This is a genomic window from Isoalcanivorax indicus, assembly GCF_003259185.1.
Taxonomy (GTDB): domain Bacteria; phylum Pseudomonadota; class Gammaproteobacteria; order Pseudomonadales; family Alcanivoracaceae; genus Isoalcanivorax; species Isoalcanivorax indicus.
In genome coordinates, this window is the sequence record NZ_QGMP01000001.1 from 2,447,182 (window position 1) to 2,466,259 (window position 19,078).

Annotated in this window: 17 protein-coding genes; 4 read left to right on the forward strand and 13 right to left on the reverse strand. The window is 60.9% G+C overall.

Annotation, left to right across the window (positions count from 1 at the left end; translation table 11 throughout):
* Nucleotides 1–16: 16 nt before the first annotated feature.
* The 6 genes from cas1 to DKW65_RS11080 form a co-directional block, all read right to left on the reverse strand.
* Complete coding sequence (cas1, locus tag DKW65_RS11050; protein ID WP_162925818.1) at nt 17–931, reverse strand: type II CRISPR-associated endonuclease Cas1; 915 nt, start codon at nt 929–931, stop codon at nt 17–19.
* Nucleotides 932–940: 9 nt separating this feature from the next.
* Nucleotides 941–4,273, reverse strand: coding sequence for a type II CRISPR RNA-guided endonuclease Cas9 (gene cas9 / locus DKW65_RS11055; RefSeq protein WP_111657297.1), 3,333 nt, complete (start codon nt 4,271–4,273; stop codon nt 941–943).
* A 284-nt stretch (nt 4,274–4,557) separates the two neighbouring features.
* The gene (locus tag DKW65_RS11060; RefSeq protein ID WP_111657298.1) at nt 4,558–5,520 is read right to left on the reverse strand and encodes a helix-turn-helix transcriptional regulator; all 963 of its coding nucleotides are present in this window, start codon (nt 5,518–5,520) and stop codon (nt 4,558–4,560) included.
* Nucleotides 5,521–5,838: 318 nt separating this feature from the next.
* Nucleotides 5,839–6,984 carry an acyl-CoA dehydrogenase family protein gene (locus DKW65_RS11070; RefSeq protein ID WP_111657300.1) on the reverse strand — a complete coding sequence of 382 codons (1,146 nt, stop codon included), beginning with the start codon at nt 6,982–6,984 and terminating at the stop codon, nt 5,839–5,841.
* Nucleotides 6,985–7,018: 34 nt separating this feature from the next.
* Nucleotides 7,019–8,098, reverse strand: a complete 1,080-nt coding sequence (gene zapE / locus DKW65_RS11075; RefSeq protein WP_111657301.1) for a cell division protein ZapE — start codon at nt 8,096–8,098, stop codon at nt 7,019–7,021.
* A gap of 88 nt (nt 8,099–8,186) precedes the next feature.
* Nucleotides 8,187–8,849 carry an alpha/beta hydrolase gene (locus DKW65_RS11080; RefSeq protein ID WP_111657302.1) on the reverse strand — a complete coding sequence of 221 codons (663 nt, stop codon included), beginning with the start codon at nt 8,847–8,849 and terminating at the stop codon, nt 8,187–8,189.
* A gap of 128 nt (nt 8,850–8,977) precedes the next feature.
* Here DKW65_RS11080 and DKW65_RS11085 point away from each other — a divergent pair, with 128 nt between their 5' ends.
* The gene (locus tag DKW65_RS11085) at nt 8,978–9,532 is read left to right on the forward strand and encodes a Z-ring associated ZapG family protein (RefSeq protein ID WP_111657303.1); all 555 of its coding nucleotides are present in this window, start codon (nt 8,978–8,980) and stop codon (nt 9,530–9,532) included.
* Here DKW65_RS11085 and DKW65_RS11090 read toward each other — a convergent pair.
* Entirely contained in the window at nt 9,529–10,278 is a 750-nt protein-coding gene (locus DKW65_RS11090; RefSeq protein WP_111657304.1) for a Nif3-like dinuclear metal center hexameric protein, read from the reverse strand. The two genes, DKW65_RS11085 and DKW65_RS11090, sit on opposite strands and share 4 nt — an antisense overlap.
* Before the next feature lie 86 nt (nt 10,279–10,364).
* On the opposite strand from DKW65_RS11090, the gene DKW65_RS11095 reads away from it, so the two are divergent.
* Nucleotides 10,365–11,480, forward strand: a complete 1,116-nt coding sequence (locus DKW65_RS11095) for a S1C family serine protease (protein WP_111657305.1) — start codon at nt 10,365–10,367, stop codon at nt 11,478–11,480.
* Between the two features lie 15 nt (nt 11,481–11,495).
* Here DKW65_RS11095 and hisC read toward each other — a convergent pair whose 3' ends face one another.
* The 6 genes from hisC to DKW65_RS11125 all read right to left on the reverse strand — a co-directional run bounded on the left by hisC (nt 11,496) and on the right by DKW65_RS11125 (nt 16,878).
* Entirely contained in the window at nt 11,496–12,554 is a 1,059-nt protein-coding gene (gene hisC, locus DKW65_RS11100; protein ID WP_111657306.1) for a histidinol-phosphate transaminase, read from the reverse strand.
* 3 nt (nt 12,555–12,557) lie between these two features.
* The gene (gene hisD, locus DKW65_RS11105) at nt 12,558–13,862 is read right to left on the reverse strand and encodes a histidinol dehydrogenase (RefSeq protein ID WP_111657307.1); all 1,305 of its coding nucleotides are present in this window, start codon (nt 13,860–13,862) and stop codon (nt 12,558–12,560) included.
* A gap of 6 nt (nt 13,863–13,868) precedes the next feature.
* Nucleotides 13,869–14,516, reverse strand: a complete 648-nt coding sequence (gene hisG, locus DKW65_RS11110; protein WP_111657308.1) for an ATP phosphoribosyltransferase — start codon at nt 14,514–14,516, stop codon at nt 13,869–13,871.
* 15 nt (nt 14,517–14,531) lie between these two features.
* A complete protein-coding gene (murA, locus tag DKW65_RS11115) occupies nt 14,532–15,794 on the reverse strand; it encodes a UDP-N-acetylglucosamine 1-carboxyvinyltransferase (RefSeq protein ID WP_111657309.1) in 1,263 nt (420 codons plus the stop codon).
* A gap of 48 nt (nt 15,795–15,842) precedes the next feature.
* On the reverse strand, nt 15,843–16,097 hold the full coding sequence (locus DKW65_RS11120; protein WP_111657310.1) for a BolA family protein: 255 nt from the start codon (nt 16,095–16,097) through the stop codon (nt 15,843–15,845).
* A 127-nt stretch (nt 16,098–16,224) separates the two neighbouring features.
* On the reverse strand, nt 16,225–16,878 hold the full coding sequence (locus DKW65_RS11125) for an MlaC/ttg2D family ABC transporter substrate-binding protein (RefSeq protein ID WP_245932477.1): 654 nt from the start codon (nt 16,876–16,878) through the stop codon (nt 16,225–16,227).
* A gap of 188 nt (nt 16,879–17,066) precedes the next feature.
* On the opposite strand from DKW65_RS11125, the gene DKW65_RS11130 reads away from it, so the two are divergent.
* Nucleotides 17,067–18,014 carry a calcium/sodium antiporter gene (locus DKW65_RS11130; protein WP_111657311.1) on the forward strand — a complete coding sequence of 316 codons (948 nt, stop codon included), beginning with the start codon at nt 17,067–17,069 and terminating at the stop codon, nt 18,012–18,014.
* Nucleotides 18,015–18,103: 89 nt separating this feature from the next.
* Nucleotides 18,104–19,075 (forward strand): KpsF/GutQ family sugar-phosphate isomerase, encoded by a 972-nt coding sequence (locus DKW65_RS11135; protein ID WP_111657312.1) that lies wholly within the window; start codon nt 18,104–18,106, stop codon nt 19,073–19,075.
* Nucleotides 19,076–19,078: the final 3 nt, after the last annotated feature.

Consider the following 19,078-nt stretch of genomic DNA (forward strand, 5'->3'; position numbering starts at 1 on the left):
CGTTGATTGCCATGGCCTATTGCGGGCGCTCAGGCAGCAGCAACTTTCGGCGGCGCCCCACCCCTCCCGCCTCCAGAATCCGGAGGTAGCTCGCGATGGTTTTTCGTATCGCAGCTGGTAGGCGAAAATCCTGATCGCCAAGGCGCACATTCTGCTCAAATAAACCGGAGATAATCTGCCTGCGGTGTTCCGAGGAAAACTTCTCCCCCTTATGAGGCGGGCGCGATACCACCAAGCGCTCCACTAGAAACCGATACGGCTCTAAAAAATCATCAGCCAGATTGAAAGGGTTCTCGGTACTTCTGTGCCCCACACCCAACTCAGGGCGCAACGCCGCCTGGGCTAACTCTCGCGTGATCAATGAGCGCAACAGGGAGTACCCGAAATTAAGGTGGATATTAATCATGTCCTTAGCATCGCGTTTTTTACGCTTGAACGGTTGATCGAAGAGACTATCCCAGTACAGCCTGGCGCCCTGTCCCTCAAGGTGCCCCGCATCCCCCGGTTCAACCAAACCAGCCAAGCGAGCCAGCCTGGCAGCCGGCGCCCTTCCATAAGCCTCAAGCACCCAAGACTGACTACGCAATCTGGCAGAAACCAGTTGCTGCCAAACCAGTGCGTGCAGCTTACTCCTATCCAGCTCAATCTGCTGTCGCAAGCGAACAGTCGCGTGAGGACGGCCAAAGGTCGGTAGCATCATGCCAGATGGTTGATGCTGGTCATCCACAACTAAAATAGCCGCACCAGATTCCGTCAACCTTCGTAACACATGCACAGACAACTGCACCGTATGATGGTGGAGACAAAGTACAGCAATATCGGAAGGACGTATCCGAATGGGCTCTTCGCCGGCCCGACTAATCTTCAAGCACTCAAGGTGAATATTGAGCGCACATGGATTCTCGATCAGAAGGACATGATGCTCGGACATACTGCGCACCTACACCGGCCTGAAATTCAGAAGCCCCTTTCCTGAAACTTTTTTTAGCCCCCACTTGCTGTCAAGATCACGCACTGGTCGCGTTTCGGTCACCGGTGCCATAACCAACATACCACCACCTTGCGCTTTAATCTGATGAATGACATAGCGCATACCGCTATTTTTATTCTCAACTGTGTCACTCTTATAGAAACGAACAACTCCTTCCTTAGTGTCATGAAGTTTTATCTTGCAGCCTTCACGGGGCCTAACGAGGTTAGGGTTTCCAACCAAGCCCCCTGCCTCAACATGCAACTCCATATAAGCGTAACCATCATTCAAAAGATACTTATAATGTAGTCCCTGTCTACTATTATGCTCAATTCGAACATGATCTGACGCTTTGGAAGCGTAACAGCGGACTTTCCTGAGAATATTGCCCTGGAACTCAATCGGCTCCCGCAGCGCCTGCTGCGGTGTCATTCCGGAGTTAACACGCCTTTCAAATACACTCCGGACATGAAGGCGGACACCCTCGCCTACGATGTCATCTATATTTTTCCTAACCTTATCGGCACTCCACTTATCTGGTGCCAGCGAAGTCAAAGGTTCTCGCTTGACCAGCCACTCTTCTGGCTCTCCGGTCGCCGGATTCATGCGTTTCTCCAAGCCATACGCAGTGTCTTGAAAGAAGCGACCATCCGGATATCGATCCGGCTTGTGGCTAATGCGGCACTCTCGCACCGCTGCAAGCGCCACATCACGAATATTAGGCACAGGGACAGGCAGCTCAACCCTCACGTTTATACTCCCATTCTTGCGCTCTTCCTCCGCAATTCTCCAGGCATTGGCATAGCGCTGATACAGGCTTCGGGACGTCAATGCAATCACAATGGCATCTATCAAGTGGTGTCGATGATCAATTCTCTTGTCCGGGCGACGATCCGTGCGTGTTTCTCTGGTAACAGGGTGCCCCTCCCATTGAGGGCGAAACCTATTAAATTCCTCATGGGAAATGAGCTCACCGCTTTCATCAACCAGCGGCAGCCCGGTTTCTAAGCGAACTTGGGGAATAACAGTGTCCAACCCCCATCGACGACGCAGATTGGCCGTAAGAGAGCCGCGCGAAACATAAACATCGCTACCCAGCGTGGACAACCACTGGGTGGCAACTTTAGCCAGCCAGGAGCTTTCATGAAGCTGCCGGTCCGAGAACTCAGCAATTGACTTATCAGTAAGAACCTCGCCTTCGAAGTCTTTCATCACAAGAAGATTTGCCTTGCGATATGACTTCTTCTTGCGCAACGCTTCTGCACGAGCCTCGATAATCTGCCAACGCTTGTCATCCCTTTCACCGAATGCCTGCCAAGGGGTGCGATTACCTTTCTCGTCATTGCAGTCGCGGTGCGCCAGAACAATCTCAGAGCGTTTGTAACCGACCTGCGTCAATGATCTAGGGAGAATATGCTCAAAGTTTGTATGCGCACCGCTTAACGCATCACTTATTCCCAGGCTACTTTCGCAATAGGGGCATTGATGGTTTTGCTCTTCCCACAATTGATAGCGCTTAATAAGCGTAGGAGTGGGCGACTTTCCCGCCTGAGCAATTCTTTTAGCTGCCTCCTTCCTCTCATTGGAAAATCGCTTGCTTTTCCTTTCCATATCATTACGACGAGTTACTCCGCCTTTCATTTCCCGGGCAAGCTCAACCACTATCTGAGCTGGAGTGCCTCCATTGGCGTCAATAGCGTTGTTGATGATTACCCTCAGTTGCCGCAAGGCCACGTCAACAACTTCATTGCCGGTTGACGAGGGCAAGCCTAACCGGCCTACAGCCTCCTCGGCATCTTCGCTCAGATGATCTGGATAGCACTCCCTGATAGCAGCATCCTCATCAACACGAGGAATATTCGGCATTTCCTCCCAACTTGGATATTTAAGCCATTTTGTAATCCTAACCAAGGCTTTCACCGAATAACTTGCTCGGCCTGCATCAAAGCCCATCTTGCTCATGCGATCGAACTTGTCATTCGCCCTGAGCTTATCAATAAAGGATACAAATCCCCGGGAGAAATTTCTTGGCTTGCCCGATTTACCTCTGAAACGCGAAGGCCAATCATCAACATCCAACTGCTCTGGTGAACCCAGACCTGAAAGGAAATTAATCACCTGAATCTGGGTAACTTCATCGAGGCCCAGCCAATCCCCCTCCAGCCCAAGTTTACGCCATGCATGTAACGTCGTATTACCTGTTAAGCTATCACGCCCTCCAAGCACTGCGCGATCCATATTCAACCCTTTCCCTGAAGGCCCTGAGCAACCGGACTTCTCCAGTGCTTTATAAATCGCCTTGAAAGATGCCTCTCTCTGCTTTCCCAGAATAGCACGAACAACCTCTTTCTGTTCCTCAGAAAGGGTTTCAGAATTTTTCCCCATCCCCCAACGCAAATCGGCGAGTTGCTTCTCTATCCTGAAATCCTGAGCGGCCATTTGAGCCCTTGGCGCTCTTGGCAAATGAACCTCCAGGGAACATTTACCCACTTTATCTTCGAAAGATTTTAGAGGACGCTGATAGAATATTGCCGCAAAAAGGCTATCCCGAACCCCCTCTTTTTTTAGAGCTGGATGAAATTCCTTCTGTACATTCCATATCTGATGGAACTCTGCCTCAAGGGACTCACGCAAAGCGTACATATTGGGCAACTGATGCCGCCCGTCCTCGCGTACTGGAAGGCCAAGGTATTCCCGAAACGCAGGATACTTAGGAGCAATATAATCATTATTAGCTGCAACTTTCAGACGAGCAGGCAAACCATACTGAACACGTGCATACAGATATTCACCAACCGTGACACTCTGAACATCTTTCTTTCTCGCCAACGCATCCATTTCTTCAGTCAGCACAGACGAACCACTCGCGACCACACCAGCATCCCCAGTTTTACTGGCCACCTTCAGAGTCCCTGCATAGCCCCGCTTCTTTGCCATGCGCATCAACACAGCGAACAGTTCGTTCAACTCAATACGTTCTCGGGCGGCTTTTGCCCGAAGGAAAGGAACATCATTGGAAAAAGAGGACGTGTCTGTTTGAACAGGATCGATACCGATAAGCCTTGCAGTGTGAGCGACCCGGCGTAAGCGAGAAGCTCGCCGATCAATCTGGCGACGCTGCTGACGTGCCAATCTTCGATCTGCTTTCTTGGGCTTTAACTGCCCCTTATCGTTTATCAGCGGTTCGGAGAAAAGCCGCTCGTGAAACCAGATCAGCTTCTCTGGCTCGCCTTGCTCATCCATAGAGAAGGCAGCACAACCAATGGACGCAGTTCCAAGATCAAGTCCTAGTCTATAACGCATATTCGTTCCCCATTATCCGTAACCCGTAATCTGATCTCACCTTGTTGACACGAGCGCCCTCAGCGCGCTAGCCTTTGCAATGTATCGAACTTTCCGATGGTGGGGACCTTCGGTAACAAGATGAGAGCTTCGGCTCGACATCACCGATACTGGATAGCCCCTTCGGGGGCTTTCTTTTTTCTTGCCCACCATCCTCTCCCTTAATCCCACTGTTCCACATTCTCAAGCCTAGCAAGCTACGCTGCGCCAGAATGGCACTACCCTTTTGTACAGTGCCCCTGCAATTAACCATACCGCTTCACCGCCTCGCGCAACCTTGCAGCCACCGCCTCTCTCAGCTCCTCCGGCTCCAACACCTCCACATCAGCCCCGTGTCGCAAGATCTCCTTGATCAGCTCTGTCGGATTCGCGTAGGGCACCGTCAGGTGGTAGTGCTCCCCACGCCACTCCCCCTGCTGGTCCGGATGCCAGTGCTCATCCGCCACCCACTGGGCCGCACTGGCATTGAAGCGCAAGTGAGCGTAATCGCGGGCCGGACCCAGAAAGATCCCGAAGCTGCCCTCGGTATCCAGCTCCAGTTCCCCATTTGAAAGCTGCCGGGCGGGCCTCTCCTGCGCCACCGGTTGCTCGATCTTGTCCAGGGAGAACAGCCGCAGGGCATCGGCCCGGTGGCACCAGCCCAGCAGGTACCAGTTATCACGGTAATGCAGCAGCCGCTGGGGGCTAACCTGGCGCGTTTTGCGTTCGGCCTTGCTGCGCGCCTGATACTCGAAGCCCAGTTGCCACCCCGCCATCAAGGCATCCGCCACCACCTGGAATGTAGCGCTGTGGACGCTGCGGTAGAGGACTGGCTGGACTTTCACGCGGGTGCTGATGTCGGTGTCCCCCCGCCCGCCCGCTTTCAGCAGTTCGCGGATGCGGTCTTTCAGGGGCTTCATCAGGTCTTCAATGGCGTCGAACTGCAGGCCTTCGAGCATTTGCTGGCAAACCAGCAGAGCATGGAGCTCGGCAGCGGTGAACCACAGGCCGGGGAGCTCAAAGGCGTCAGCCTCGGGGTCGTAGTAATAGCCGTTCAGTTGCTGGTTGTACTTGATAGGCGCCCGGAAGTGGTCACGCAGGTAGCGGATGTCCTTCCTGGCTGCTCCCTCGGTGACTTCCATGGCCTCCACCATGCGCCGAAGCGGCACTGGATGGCGGGCGTCACGCAGGGTTTCGTGGATAAGGTAAAGGCGCTCCAGCCGGTTCACGTGGCATCCCTTCTTGTTGTCGGTCGTGTTACTCGGTCTAACCCCCATATGGATTCAAGCAGATATCGTGATGCGTGTCACACCCTCACCACCTAAATATTTGCATATGACGCCACAATAAATTTATATAAATTTGCGTAAAAAGCATGTTCAGGCCTGTGATATCGACGATGTCGTGGATATGGAGCAAGTACGCAGTTGGCTTCATGAAGTTAGGGTGTATCTGGGAAGGAGAGTCTGGCGCGGGCGTTGGATTGGCTGGAGGTATGAAAAAGGCGGCCATGTGGCCGCCTTTGTCGTTCTGGAACAAGCGTTACATCAGTCCGCCAGAATCTGCTTGGCGATGATGGTCTTCATGATTTCGTTGGTACCGCCGTAGATACGCTGTACGCGGGAGTCGGCGAACATGCGGGCGATCGGGTATTCCCACATGTAGCCGTAGCCGCCGTGCAGCTGCAGGCACTCGTCGATCACTTCGCACTGCAGGTCGGTGATGTAGTACTTGGATGCCGCCGCGGTGGGGATATCCAGTTCCTTCTTGAGGTGCAGTTCCAGACAGCGGTCCACATAAGCGCGGCCCACTTCCAGTTTGGTGTGCAGCTCTGCCAGCTTGAACTGGGTGTTCTGGAATTCAGCGATGCTCTTGCCGAAGGCCTTGCGGTCTTTCACGTAGCGCACGGTCTGCTCGAAGGCACTCTCGGCCATGGCCAGGCCGTTGATGGCGATGCCCAGACGTTCCTGCGGCAGCTCTTGCATCAGGTAGATAAAGCCCATGCCTTCCTGGCCCAGCAGGGCCTCTTTCGGCAGGCGCACGTCCTGGAAGAACAGCTCGGAGGTGTCCTGGGCTTTCATGCCCACTTTCTTCAGGTTCTTGCCTTTTTCGAAGCCGGGGGTGCCGGCGTCCAGCAGAAACAGGCTGATGCCCTTGGCGCCCTTGGTCGGATCGGTCTTGGCCACCACGATCACCAGATCGGCATTCTGGCCGTTGGTGATAAACGTCTTGGAGCCGTTGAGGATATAGCCGTCGCCGTCCTTGACGGCGGTGGTCTTGATGCCCTGCAGGTCGGACCCGGCAGCCGGTTCGGACATGGCGATGGCGCCAATGATGTCGCCGGACACCATCTTCGGCAGGTACTTCTGCTTCTGCTCTTCGCTGCCGTAATGCTCGATGTAGGGCGCCACGATCTCCGTGTGCAGGCCCCAGCCGATGCCGGTCAGGCCGGCGCGGGAAATTTCTTCACTGACCACCACGCTGTAAAGAAAATCAGCGCCCAGGCCGCCGTATTCTTCAGACACCATCGGGCACAGGAAGCCCTGCTCGCCCGCCTTGCGCCACAGCTCTTTCGGCACCTGGCCGGTGTGCTCCCATTCTTCGTGGTGCGGCGCAGCTTCGTTCTCCAGAAACTTGCGCACGGTGTCGCGGAAGGTGTCGTGATCAGACGAAAACAGGGTACGGGGTATCATGTTTGCTCTCCTGTGAGGCGTTTGCACCAGACGCTCAGGCCTTGTGCTCGCGTGCCAGATAGTCATGTGACTGCATTTCCAGCAGTCGGCTGCGGGTGCGATCGAACTCGAAGTCCAGGCGACCGCCGATGTAAAGCTCGCTGATCGGGGTTTCGGCCGTGATGATCAGCTTCACGCCCCGGTCATAGAACTCATCCACCAGATTGATAAAGCGGCGGGCCCGGTCATCCGAAGCCGCCCCCATACGTTCCACATTGCCCAGCAATACCGTGTGAAATTCCCGCGCCAGCTCGATGTAATCGTTCTGGCTGCGCGGGCCATCGCACAAGGCACGAAAGTCGAACCAGACTACATCATCGCTGACCTTGCGCGCGCGAATCGGTCGCCCTTCCACGTCCAGATCCACATTTTCACGATGGTTGGCGTGTTCCGTTTCCAGGGTTGCAAACCGCTCGGCCAGAAACGCCTCGGCCTCGTCGCCCAGCGGGCAATGATACAACTCGGCCTGCTCCAGCAAACGCAGGCGGTAATCCGTGCCGCCGTCCACGTTCAACACATCGGTGTGGTTGTTGAGCAGGGCAATAGCGGGCAGGAACCGGGCACGTTGCAAACCGTCGCGATAGAGACCGTCAGGTTCGATGTTCGATGTCGCCACCAGCGTCACGCCCTCGGCGATCAGCGTATCCAGCAACGTCGCCAGAATCATGGCGTCGGTGATGTCGGTGACGAAGAACTCGTCGAAACATAACACCCGGGTGCTGTGGGCAAAATCACGGGCGATGGCCACCAGTGGATTTTTCTGTCCTTGACGGGCGCGCATCTCGTGGTGCACGTGCTGCATGAAGCGGTGGAAGTGCATGCGCCGCTTCTCGGTGAAGGGCAGGGATTCGAAGAAGACATCCATCAGGTAGGTCTTGCCGCGCCCGACGCCGCCCCACATGTACAGCCCCTTCACGGGGGCCGGGCGGCGGCGGAACAGGCGCGATCGGGAAGGCGACCGTGACACCAGCTGATGATACAGAGCATCCAGCCGCTCCACCGCACGCGCCTGCGCGGCGTCGCGGAAAAACTCCGGACGCGTCAGGTCGCGCTGGTAGTGCTCAAGTGGTGTCATGGCCCCGTTCGCCCCCGGCGCGGAAGTGCCCGCGCATCACTATACCGATCAGGGCGGCCAATGTAGCGCCGGTGGCCCGCCGTGGCAATCAGCCGTCACCGGCAGCCGCGCCCTTAGGCAGCCGGCTGCGCGCCACCTCGGCCAGCTGCACCAGGCGCCCGTGATAGAAATGCCCGGCATCGGGAAAGCGGATCAGGTCCGGCGCCAGCGGGGTCTCTTCGGTCCAGCGGAACACCTGTTCCGCTGGCACCACCTCGTCATCCTCGCTCATCACCACAGTCACCGGGCAGCCGCTGTGCTCGATACTGGCGAAGTCATAGTTGTGCACCGGCGGCGCCACCAGGAACAGATGGCTGGCGTTACGGTTGTTATCCGCCAGGATCCGGGCACCGCGCGCCGCCACATAGCTGCCGAACGAGAAGCCGGCCAGCCACAGCGGCAGATCCGGCCAGCGATGCCGCAGCCAGGCCTCGGCCGCCAGCAGGTCTTCGGCCTCACCCAGGCCGTCGCTGTAGGCCCCCTGGCTCTGGCCCACACCGCGAAAATTGAAGCGCAGCGCGGCGCCGCCGGCATCCCGGCAGGTGCGGGTCAGGGTGGTCACCACCTTGTTCTGCATGGTGCCGCCGAACAGCGGGTGTGGATGACACACCAGGGCGCAGAAGCGCGGTGTCTCGTCGCCCTGCTCGTAGACGGCTTCCAGCTGGCCAGCGGGCCCTTCCAGCATGAATCGTTCGGTCGTTCCTGTGGCCATGAGGGGCCTCCGTGATGGTATGACCGTAATGGTATGCCACGAATTCTAACAATTCGCTGCCCTCACTGCTTGGCGAGGCCGGAACAGCTATGCTGCAATAGATGCCGTTATCCTGCGAGGAGTGAATCATGGAAAACCTGTCTGCAGTGCTGCTGACATTCGCCGCCGGCCTGCTGGTCGGGGCCGCCGGGGCCTTTCTGCTGTTGCCCGCCCGCCGTCAGCGCAAGCAACTGGAGCAGGAGCGTGACGAGGCGCTGGCCACCCTCACCCGGCACCGTGAAGAGGTCGACAACCATTTCCTGCGCACGGCCGATCTGGTGAACCAGCTCACCGGCGCCTACCGCTCGGTGCATGAGCACCTGTCCGAGGGCGCGCGCACCCTGTGCAGCGAACAGGGTCGGCGCCTGGCCATGGCCAAGTCGCTGGACAGCCTGCCGGGTTATCCGGGCGATCAGGGCGGCGACAAGGTACCGCTGTCCCAGCCGCTGGATTATGCGCCAGCGGCGCAGGGCACGCTGTCCGAGGATTTCGGCCTGCGGATCAAGGCAGACGGCCCCTTCTCTCCCCTGGATGACTTTGCCCGGCCGCGCGAGCCAGAGCTCGACGATGTGGTGGCGCCGCCCCGCGACTATGCCGAGGGCTGTGAGGATCAGGGCTGCTCTACCGCCGACGACAAGCGCTAGACAGGATTGTCGATATCGATAAAGACGTGCTCGATACCGTATTCAGCCGCCAGCCATTCCCCCACGGCCTGCACGCCGTAGCGCTCGGTGGCGTGGTGGCCGGCGGCGAAGTAGTGGATGCCGGTTTCCCGGGCAAAATGCACCGTCGGTTCTGAGATCTCGCCGCTGAGGTAGGCATCCACCCCCAGCGCCTGGGCCTGCTCGATAAAACCCTGGGCGGCGCCCGTGCACCAGGCCAGGGTTTCGATCTCGTCTTCTGCCTCGCCGATATGCAGCGCCTCGCGGCCGACGGCGTCTTCCACCAGCCGGGCAAACTCCAGCGCGCTCATGGGTTCGGGCAACCGCCCGATCAGGCCGATCCCGTCATCACGCAGGGCGCCCGTCACCTCTACCCCCAGGCGGCGGCCCAGCTCGGCGTTGTTGCCCAACTCCGGGTGGGCATCCAGCGGCAGGTGATAGGCAAACAGGTTCAGATCATGTCGCAGCAGCGTCTGCAGGCGCTGCTTTTTCATGCCCCGCACGGCCGGTTCTTCGTTTTTCCAGAAGTAGCCATGGTGTACCAGTACGGCATCGGCTTCTTCGATCAGAGCGGCATCCAGCAGCGCCTGGCAGGCCGTTACGCCGGTCACCAGGCGGCGGATCTGTTCGCGCCCCTCTACCTGCAGGCCATTCGGACAGTAGTCACGAAACGCCTGGGGCGTCAGCAGCTCGTCCAGAATACGAAGCATGTCGTCACGTTTGAGCATCAGTTCCTCTCCGGGTGGCGTCCTCTGGTACAGCACTCTCTGGTACACTCCGGGCCAGTGTACTCGAGTCGCGGGACGACATTGTAATGAAGCTGCTGAGATTTCTGGCCGGCCCGGCGCTGACGGGCGTGATTGTCGGCCTTGCCGTGCTCTGGTGGCACCAGAGCGGCCCCGGCGCCAATGGCAACCGGCAGGTGGTCAGCACCGGCCAGCTGGCCACCTCCTACGCCGATGCGGTGAACCATGCCGCCCCGGCGGTCGCCAATATCTACACCACGCAGGTGGTCACCCGCGGCGAAACCCCGGACGATCCCCTGTTCCAGCGTTTCATGGAAGAGCCTCGCCGCGAGCGCATTCTGGCCAGCCTGGGTTCGGCGGTGATCGTCTCGCAGGAAGGCTACATGCTGACCAGTTATCACGTCATCCGCGACGCGGACGAGGTGCTGGTGGCGCTGCATGACGGCCGCGAGGCAGCGGCGCGCATCGTCGGTATCGATCCGGAAACCGATCTGGCGCTGCTGCAGATCCCGCTGGATAACCTGCCGGTGGTGCGCCTGGGCGACAAGGCCCCCAGTGTCGGCGATGTGGTGCTGGCCATCGGCAACCCGCTCGGCGTCGGCCAGACGGTCTCCATGGGTATTGTCAGCGCCACCGGGCGCAATCTCGGTATCGCCACGTTCGAGAATTTCATCCAGACCGATGCGGCCATCAACCGCGGCAACTCCGGCGGTGCGCTGATCGACACCCAGGGCAACCTGATCGGCATCAACACGGCCATCCTGTCCGCCGGTGGCAGTTGGGAAGGCATCGGCTTTGCCTCACCGGCTTCCACGGCGCGCAAGGTGATGACCGACTTGATCGAACACGGTCGCGTGATCCGGGGCTGGCTGGGGGTAACGGTGCAGGACATTACGCCGAACCTGGCGGCCTCGTTCGGACTCGACGAAGCCCGTGGCGGGCTGGTATCGGAAGTGGTGCGCAACGGCCCCGCGCACCAGGGCGGGCTGCGTCCCGGCGATGTGCTGGCCGGCATCAACGGCCGTGGCGTGCGCGACGGCTTCGAGGCCATGAACATCATTGCCGGCACTGCGCCGGACACTGAAATCGAACTGAACGTGATTCGCAATCGTGAACCACTGACACTGCAAGTGGTTATCGGCACCCGGCCGCCCGCCCAGAATGATCGCGAGCGCCGCCACTGAGGGCGGCGCGGCACCTTACAGCAGGCTGTCCAGCGCGCTGAGCAGCGCCTGATTCTGCTCCGGGGTGCCAATCGTGATACGCAGGAACGGCGAGATCCGCTCTGGCCGCTGAAAATGCCGCACGATCACGCCGTGCTCGCGCAGACCGGCCGCCAGCGCCTCACCAGCATGGCCCGGGTGGCGGGCAAAGACGAAATTGGCGGCCGACGGCAGTACCTCGAACCCACGAGCCGCCAGGGCCGCTGTCAGGGCCTCCCGCTCCGCCACAATGGCGTCCACGCACTCCGAAAACCATGCTTCATCGTCCATGGCTGCGACACCGGCAACGATGGCGAGCCGATCCAGCGGGTAGGAATTGAAGCTGTTCTTGATCCGCTCCAGGCCGTCGATCAAGGGCGCCTGGCCCACGGCAAAGCCGATCCGCAGACCGGCCAGCGAGCGGGATTTGGAAAACGTCTGGGTGACCAGCAGGTTCGGATAACGGCTCACCAGAGCGACGGCGGATTCGCCACCGAAGTCCACGTAGGCCTCGTCCACCACCACCAGTGATGCCGTGTTGCGTTGCAGCAGCGCCTCGATGTCCGCCAGGGGTAACAGGCGTCCGGTGGGCGCATTCGGGTTGGGAAAAATGATGCCGCCGTTGTCCGGCGGATAATCGGCCAGCCGGATACCGAAGTCGTCATCCAGCGGTGGGGTACGGTAGTCGATGCCGTACAGGCCGCAATACACCTTGTAGAAGCTGTAGGTGATGTCCGGAAACAGGATCGGCTTGTCCTGGCGGAAAAAGCCCATGAACAGATGCGCCAGCACTTCATCAGAGCCGTTGCCGACAAACACCTGATCGGCCTGCACCGCATAACGGCGCGCAATGGCCGCTTTCAGGGCCGAGGCGTCGGGGTCCGGATACAGACGCAAATCATCGCCGCTGGCCGCCGCAATGGCCGCCAGCGCCTTCGGCGAGGGGCCAAAGGGATTCTCGTTGGTGTTGAGCTTGACCAGCCGCGCCATCTTCGGCTGCTCGCCGGGCACGTAGGGCTCCAGGTCGTGAACGAAGCGGCTCCAGTAGCGGCTCATGGGTCAGTCCTTGTCCGCGCGACGCATTTCCGCGCTGCGCGCGTGGGCGGTAAGCCCCTCGCTGCGTGCGAGCGGCCCGGCGATGTACGACAAGCGGTCGGCACCCTGCGGGGAACAACCGATCAGTGAACTGCGCTTCTGGAAGTCATAGACCCCCAGCGGCGAGGAAAAGCGTGCCGTGGCCGACGTCGGCAGCACGTGATTGGGCCCGGCACAGTAGTCGCCCAGCGCTTCCGGCGTGTGACGGCCCAGGAAGATCGCTCCGGCATGGCGAATACGCCGAGCCATGGCAAGCGGCTCCTGCACCGACAACTCCAGGTGCTCGGAAGCAATCCGGTTGGCCAGGTCCACGGCCTCGTCCAGATCACGGCACTGGATCAGCGCGCCCCGATCCGCCATGGCGGTGCGGATAATGGTCTCGCGCTCCAGGGTGACCGCCAGCGCTTCCATGCTGTCCGCCACCCGGTCGAGAAACGCCGCGTCCGGTGACACCAGAATGGCCTGGGCTTCCTCGTCATGCTCGGCCTGGGAAAACAGGTCCATGGCGATCCAGTCGGGGTCGGTCTTGCCGTCACAGATCACCAGGATTTCAGACGGACCGGCAATCATGTCGATACCGACCTTGCCGAACACCTGGCGCTTGGCTTCCGCCACATAGATGTTGCCCGGGCCAACGACCTTGTCCACGGCGGGAATACCGGCCGTGCCCCAGGCCAGTGCCGCCACCGCCTGCGCGCCACCGATGGTGAACAGCCTGTCCACACCCGCAATGGCGGCGGCGGCCAGCACCGTATCGTTGAGCACACCACCCGGGCTGGGCGACATCATGATGATTTCACCGACCCCCGCGACCCGCGCCGGAATCGCGTTCATCAGCACCGAGCTCGGGTAAGCGGCCTTGCCGCCGGGCACGTAGATGCCTGCCCGGTCCAGTGCCGTGATCTGCTGGCCCAGCAAGGTGCCGTCGGCATCCTGATAGTCCCAGGACTCCTGGCGCTGGCGCGTGTGGTAGTCACGCACGCGCTCGGCCGCCGCTTCCAGCGCCTCGCGCTGTGCGGCAGGAATACGCGCCAGGGCGGCATCGAGCTGCTCGCGGGTCAGTTCCAGTTCGCTGATATCCGCCACATCGCGCTGGTCGAAGCGGTTGGTGTACTCCACCACCGCCGCATCACCGCGCTGGCGCACCTGGGCAATGATATCGCGCACACGCTGGGCCACTTCGGCATCACGCTCTTCGCTCCACGCCGTCAGCGCCGCCAGCCGGGTGTCGAAATCAGCGTCTGCAGTATTCAGCCGGTTGGTCTTCATGTCGGGTTACCCGCGGTTGGCCGCCACAGCCGTGGCCAGTTGATCAATGATGGCCTGGATATCGGCATGCCGGGTCTTCATGCTGGCCTGGTTGACGATCAGGCGGCTGGACACGTCGGCAATCACTTCCGTCGGCTCCAGGCCATTGGCACGCAGGGTATTGCCGGTATCCACGATATCCACGATGCGGTCCGCCAGCCCGACAATGGGCGCCAGCTCCATGGCGCCGTACAGCTTGATCACATCAGCCTGGCGACCCTGGCTGGCGAAATACTGCCGGGCGACATTGACGAACTTGGTGGCCACGCGCAGCCGCCCGCTTACCGGGGGCGCATCACGCAGCGCCGCCACCATCAGCTTGCAGCGGGCAATTTCCAGATCCAGCGGCTCGAAGATGCCCGCCGCGCCATGCTCCATCAGCACGTCCTTGCCTGCCACGCCAATGTCCGCCGCGCCGTATTGCACATAAGGCGGGACATCCGTGGCACGCAGGATGACAATGCGCACGTCGTCGCGGCTGGTCTCGAAGATCAGCTTGCGCGACTTGTCCGGATCCTCCAGCAGACGGATACCTGCCACCGCCAGCAGCGGCAGGGTGTCCTTGAGAATCCGGCCCTTGGACAGGGCGATGGTCAGTGGCCGATCAGTTGCCATGCGTTCCTCGATGCGTCAACCAGGCACCCGGCGAATGGTGGCGCCGAGCATCTGCAGTTTTTCTTCAATACATTCGTAGCCGCGATCAATGTGATAGATACGGTCCACTGTGGTGTCGCCGGACGCCACCAGCGCCGCAATCACCAGCGACGCCGAGGCGCGCAGATCCGTGGCCATGACCGGCGCACCGGTAAGCTGCGGCACACCGCGAATGATGGCGGTGTTGCCCTCGACCTGGATATCTGCACCCATGCGGTTCATTTCCTGCACGTGCATGAAGCGGTTCTCGAACACCGTCTCGACAATGGTGCCGGTGCCTTCCGCCACCGTATTCAGCGCCGCAAACTGCGCCTGCATGTCGGTGGGCATGGCCGGATAAGGCGCCGTACGCAGGGACACCGATTTCGGCCGACGGCCTTCCATGTCCAGCGTGATCCAGTCTTCGCCTACCTCGATTTTCGCCCCCGCCTCGGTCAGCTTCTGCAGCACCGCATCCAGTAACTTGGGCGCCGTGTCGCGCACGCGGATACGGCCGCCCGTGGCCGCCGCCGCAATCAGGAAGGTGCCGGTCTCGATGCGATCCGGAATCACATTGTGGTGGCAACCATGCAGTCGTTCCACACCCTCGATGGTAATGGTGTCGGTACCGGCACCCTGAATACGCGCGCCCATCTTGGTCAGGCAATCCGCCAGATCCACCACTTCCGGTTCGCGGGCCGCATTCTCGATCACCGTGATGCCATCGGCCAGGGTGGCGGCCATCAACAGGTTCTCGGTACCGGTCACCGTCACGGTGTCCATCACCAGGCGCGCGCCGCGCAACCGGCCATCCACCGTGGCGTGCACATAGCCGTTGATCACTTCGATCTTGGCACCCATGGCCTCAAGGCCACGCAAATGCAGATCCACCGGGCGGCTGCCGATGGCACAGCCCCCCGGCAGCGAGACAATCGCCTTGCCGAAGTGCGCCACCAGCGGCCCCAGTACCAGAATCGAGGCGCGCATCGTCTTGACCAGTTCATAGGGCGCCTGGAAGTCGGAGATCGTCGAGGCGTCCACCTCCACGTTCATGCGGTCATCGATCACCAGACGCACGCCCATGCGGCCGAGCAGTTCGATCAGGGTGGTGACATCCTGCAGGTGCGGCAGGTTACCCACGGTCACCGGCTCATCTGCCAGCAAGGTGGCAGCGATAATCGGCAGCGACGAATTCTTGGAGCCGGAAATGCGGATGTCGCCGTCGAGCCGCTTGCCGCCGGTGATGATCAATTTGTCCATGAGGGTGTGTCCTGGTCGGGATAGTCGGTCAGTGGGGCGTCGCGCGGCTTACATGAGCCCGCGACGCTGGGCCTGCTCCCACTCGGCGGGGGTCAGTGCCTGGATGTTCACGGCGTGAATGCTGCCATCGGCGATCTGGGCATTGATGCAGCCGTAGACCAGCTGCTGCTTCTTCACCGGGCTGAGGCCCTCGAAGGCGGGCGCAATCACCAGCAGGTCGAACTTGCCACCATCGCCCTGCACCCGGGCCTCGGCACCGTCGATGCCTGCTTCCAGTAGCGCCTTGATCTGTTCGGGATTCATGCCCTCTCCTGTGCCCTGTGCGGTCAGCCTGTACGGTTAGCTACTCGCGGGCACGGCACACAGCACACCGGCCCGCATATCGGGCCGGCTATCATAGAGGGTTGACGGCTTTTTTTCATCCGTCGGCTCAGTTGCTGGTGGTATTGATCTCGTCGGGGTCCAGTTCCACCGTCCAGCCGGCAATCACCTTGTCGATGTCGCCCTGATGCTGACGCACCGCCTGGTCGAACTGCATGCGGTAGACACGGCCCAGGTTGAGGCCGTTGACGATCACGTTATCGACCTTCCACTGCTCGCCATCCAGAAACAGGGTGTAGGCAATGGGCATCGGCCGACCGCTCTCGGTGCCGAATTCCATCTGCACGCGGGCTCGATTGTCGCGTACGTCACCATCCTGAAGCGGCAACACGCGGATCGGCTGGCCTTCGTACATGGTCACGCCTGCTGCATAGGTCTGCACCAGGCTGGAACGGAAACGCTCCATGAAACGACGGCGCTGTTCACCGCTGGCGTTCTGGAAATGGTCCCCCATCACCAGACGGGTGATGCGACGGAAATCCACCAGATCATCCAGCTCTTCGTTGACCACGCGCCGGGCGTAAGACGGCTCACTCTTCAGGCGCTCGCGATCTGCGTCGATCCGCTGCGTCATGCGTTCAACTGCCTCACGGATCACATCGTCCGGCGACGGCGCGGCCTGGGCTGTAGCCACCATGGCCAGCATCAGCGTGCAGACCAGCGTGGCCTGGCGCCACAGTGCGGTAATCGGGTTACTTTGCATTCCATCTCTCCTGGCGTTCTGGACCTGCTGACAGGCTGAACCCTGGTTAACAGGCAAACCTATCTAAGCGAGCCATTGGACCCTTGTCCAGCCTGATCGTTGCACGGCGGGCTTGCCGACATGCAGCCACTGCCTATCTAATGGCGCCTTTCGTTACCTGTTGGAACAGCGTCACCGTCGGAGGTTCCATGCTCACAGCCCTGTCAGCCTGCGTTGTCGGCCTTGCCCTGCTGGTATGGAGTGCCGACCGCTTTGTGGCGGGCGCTGCCGGTCTGGCCCTGCGCCTGGGCATGACCCCCATGACCATCGGCCTGACGCTGGTCGCTTTCGGCACCTCGGCACCGGAAATCCTGGTCTCGGCCACTGCCGCGCTGACCGGCAGCAGCGATCTGGCTATCGGCAATGCGCTCGGCTCCAACATTGCCAACATCGGCATGGTGCTGGCGCTGACCCTGCTCGCTCGCCCCATTCTGATTACCGCCGACACCCGTCATCAGGATCTGCCGGTCTACCTGCTGGTGGCCCTGCTGGCCGGGCTGTTCCTGCTCGACGGGCACCTGTCACGCCAGGACGGCATCCTGCTGCTGGCGGCCATGGCGCTGATCGGCACCCTGATGTGGACCTTCCGCAAGGCGCGCCCCGAGGCCGCCGAGGTCGAGGTGCCCGAGCACGGCAGCACAGCGGCCCGTGACTGGCTGCTGTTCATCAGCGGCCTGGTGGTCTTGCTGGGGAGCGCGCGCATGCTGGTCTGGGGGGCCGTGGAACTGGCCCTCGGGCTGGGCGTCAGCGAAACCGTGATCGGTCTCACTCTGGTGGCCGCGGGCACCAGCCTGCCGGAGCTGGCCGCTTCGGTGGCCGCTGCCCTGCGCGGCCATGCCGATCTGGCCATCGGCAATATCGTCGGCTCCAACGTCATGAACCTGCTGGCGGTGTTGCCGGTACCGGCCCTGCTGGCACCGGGCGTGATCGATCCGGCCTTGCTGGTGCGTGATTACCCGGCCATGCTCGCGCTGTCGGTGCTGCTGCTGGTCCTGGTGCTGGCCGCCGGACGCGCCACACTCGGGCGGCTGGCAGGGCTGCTGTTGCTGAGTGGCTATGTGGCCTACCTCGCCCTGTTGGCGGCACAGAGCCTGTAACCTCGGCCTGTCACCCGCCAACCTGTAACCCAGGGTCGCCGCTGGAGCGGGACGCCCTGTATAATGCGCGCTGACCCGCTGGAGCAAGCATGAGCAACCGTTTTCAGGACACCGCCCGCCGCGTTTTGCGCCTTGAAGCGGACGCGGTGGCCGAACTCATCGAAGCCCTGGACGACACCTTCGACCAGGCCTGCGCACTGATGCTGGCCTGCCGCGGCCGAGTGATCGTCACCGGCATGGGCAAGTCCGGACACATTGGCGACAAGATCGCCGCCACCCTCGCCAGCACCGGCACCCCCTCTTTCTTCGTGCACCCCGCCGAGGCCTCGCACGGCGATCTGGGCATGATTACCGAGGGCGACATCGTGCTGGCACTGTCCAATTCCGGCGAAACCGGCGAAGTGCTGGCCATCCTGCCGGTGCTCAAACGGCGTGGCATTCCCCTGATCAGCCTGACCGGCCGCCCGGCATCGACGCTGGCCCGACAGGCCGATGTGCATATCCCGGTGGTGGTCAGTATCGAAGCCTGCCCGCACAATCTGGCCCCCACCTCCAGCACCACGGCGGCGCTGGCCATGGGCGATGCGCTCGCCATTGCGCTGCTGGAAGCCCGCGGTTTTTCTGCCGAGGACTTCGCCATGTCACACCCGGGCGGCAGCCTGGGGCGACGCCTGTTGCTGGCGGTGGACGACATCATGCACGACGGCGACCGCCTGCCCTGTGTCCGCGAAGGCACGTCACTGAGCGATGCCCTGCTGGAAATCAGCCGCAAGGGGCTCGGCATGACCGCCGTGCAGGGCGCTGACGGCCTGCTCAGCGGCGTTTTCACCGACGGCGACCTGCGCCGGGTACTGGACCAACCGGCGCTGGATATCCGCACCTGCGCCATCGAACAGGTGATGACGCGCGATCCCGTGGTCATCGAAACAGGACATCTGGCCGCCGAAGCGGTCAATATCATGGAACAGCGCAAGATCAACGGTCTGATCGTGGTCGATGCCCGGCGCCGCCCTGTGGGGGCGCTGAACATGCATGACCTGTTACGCGCCGGCGTCGTCTGAGGA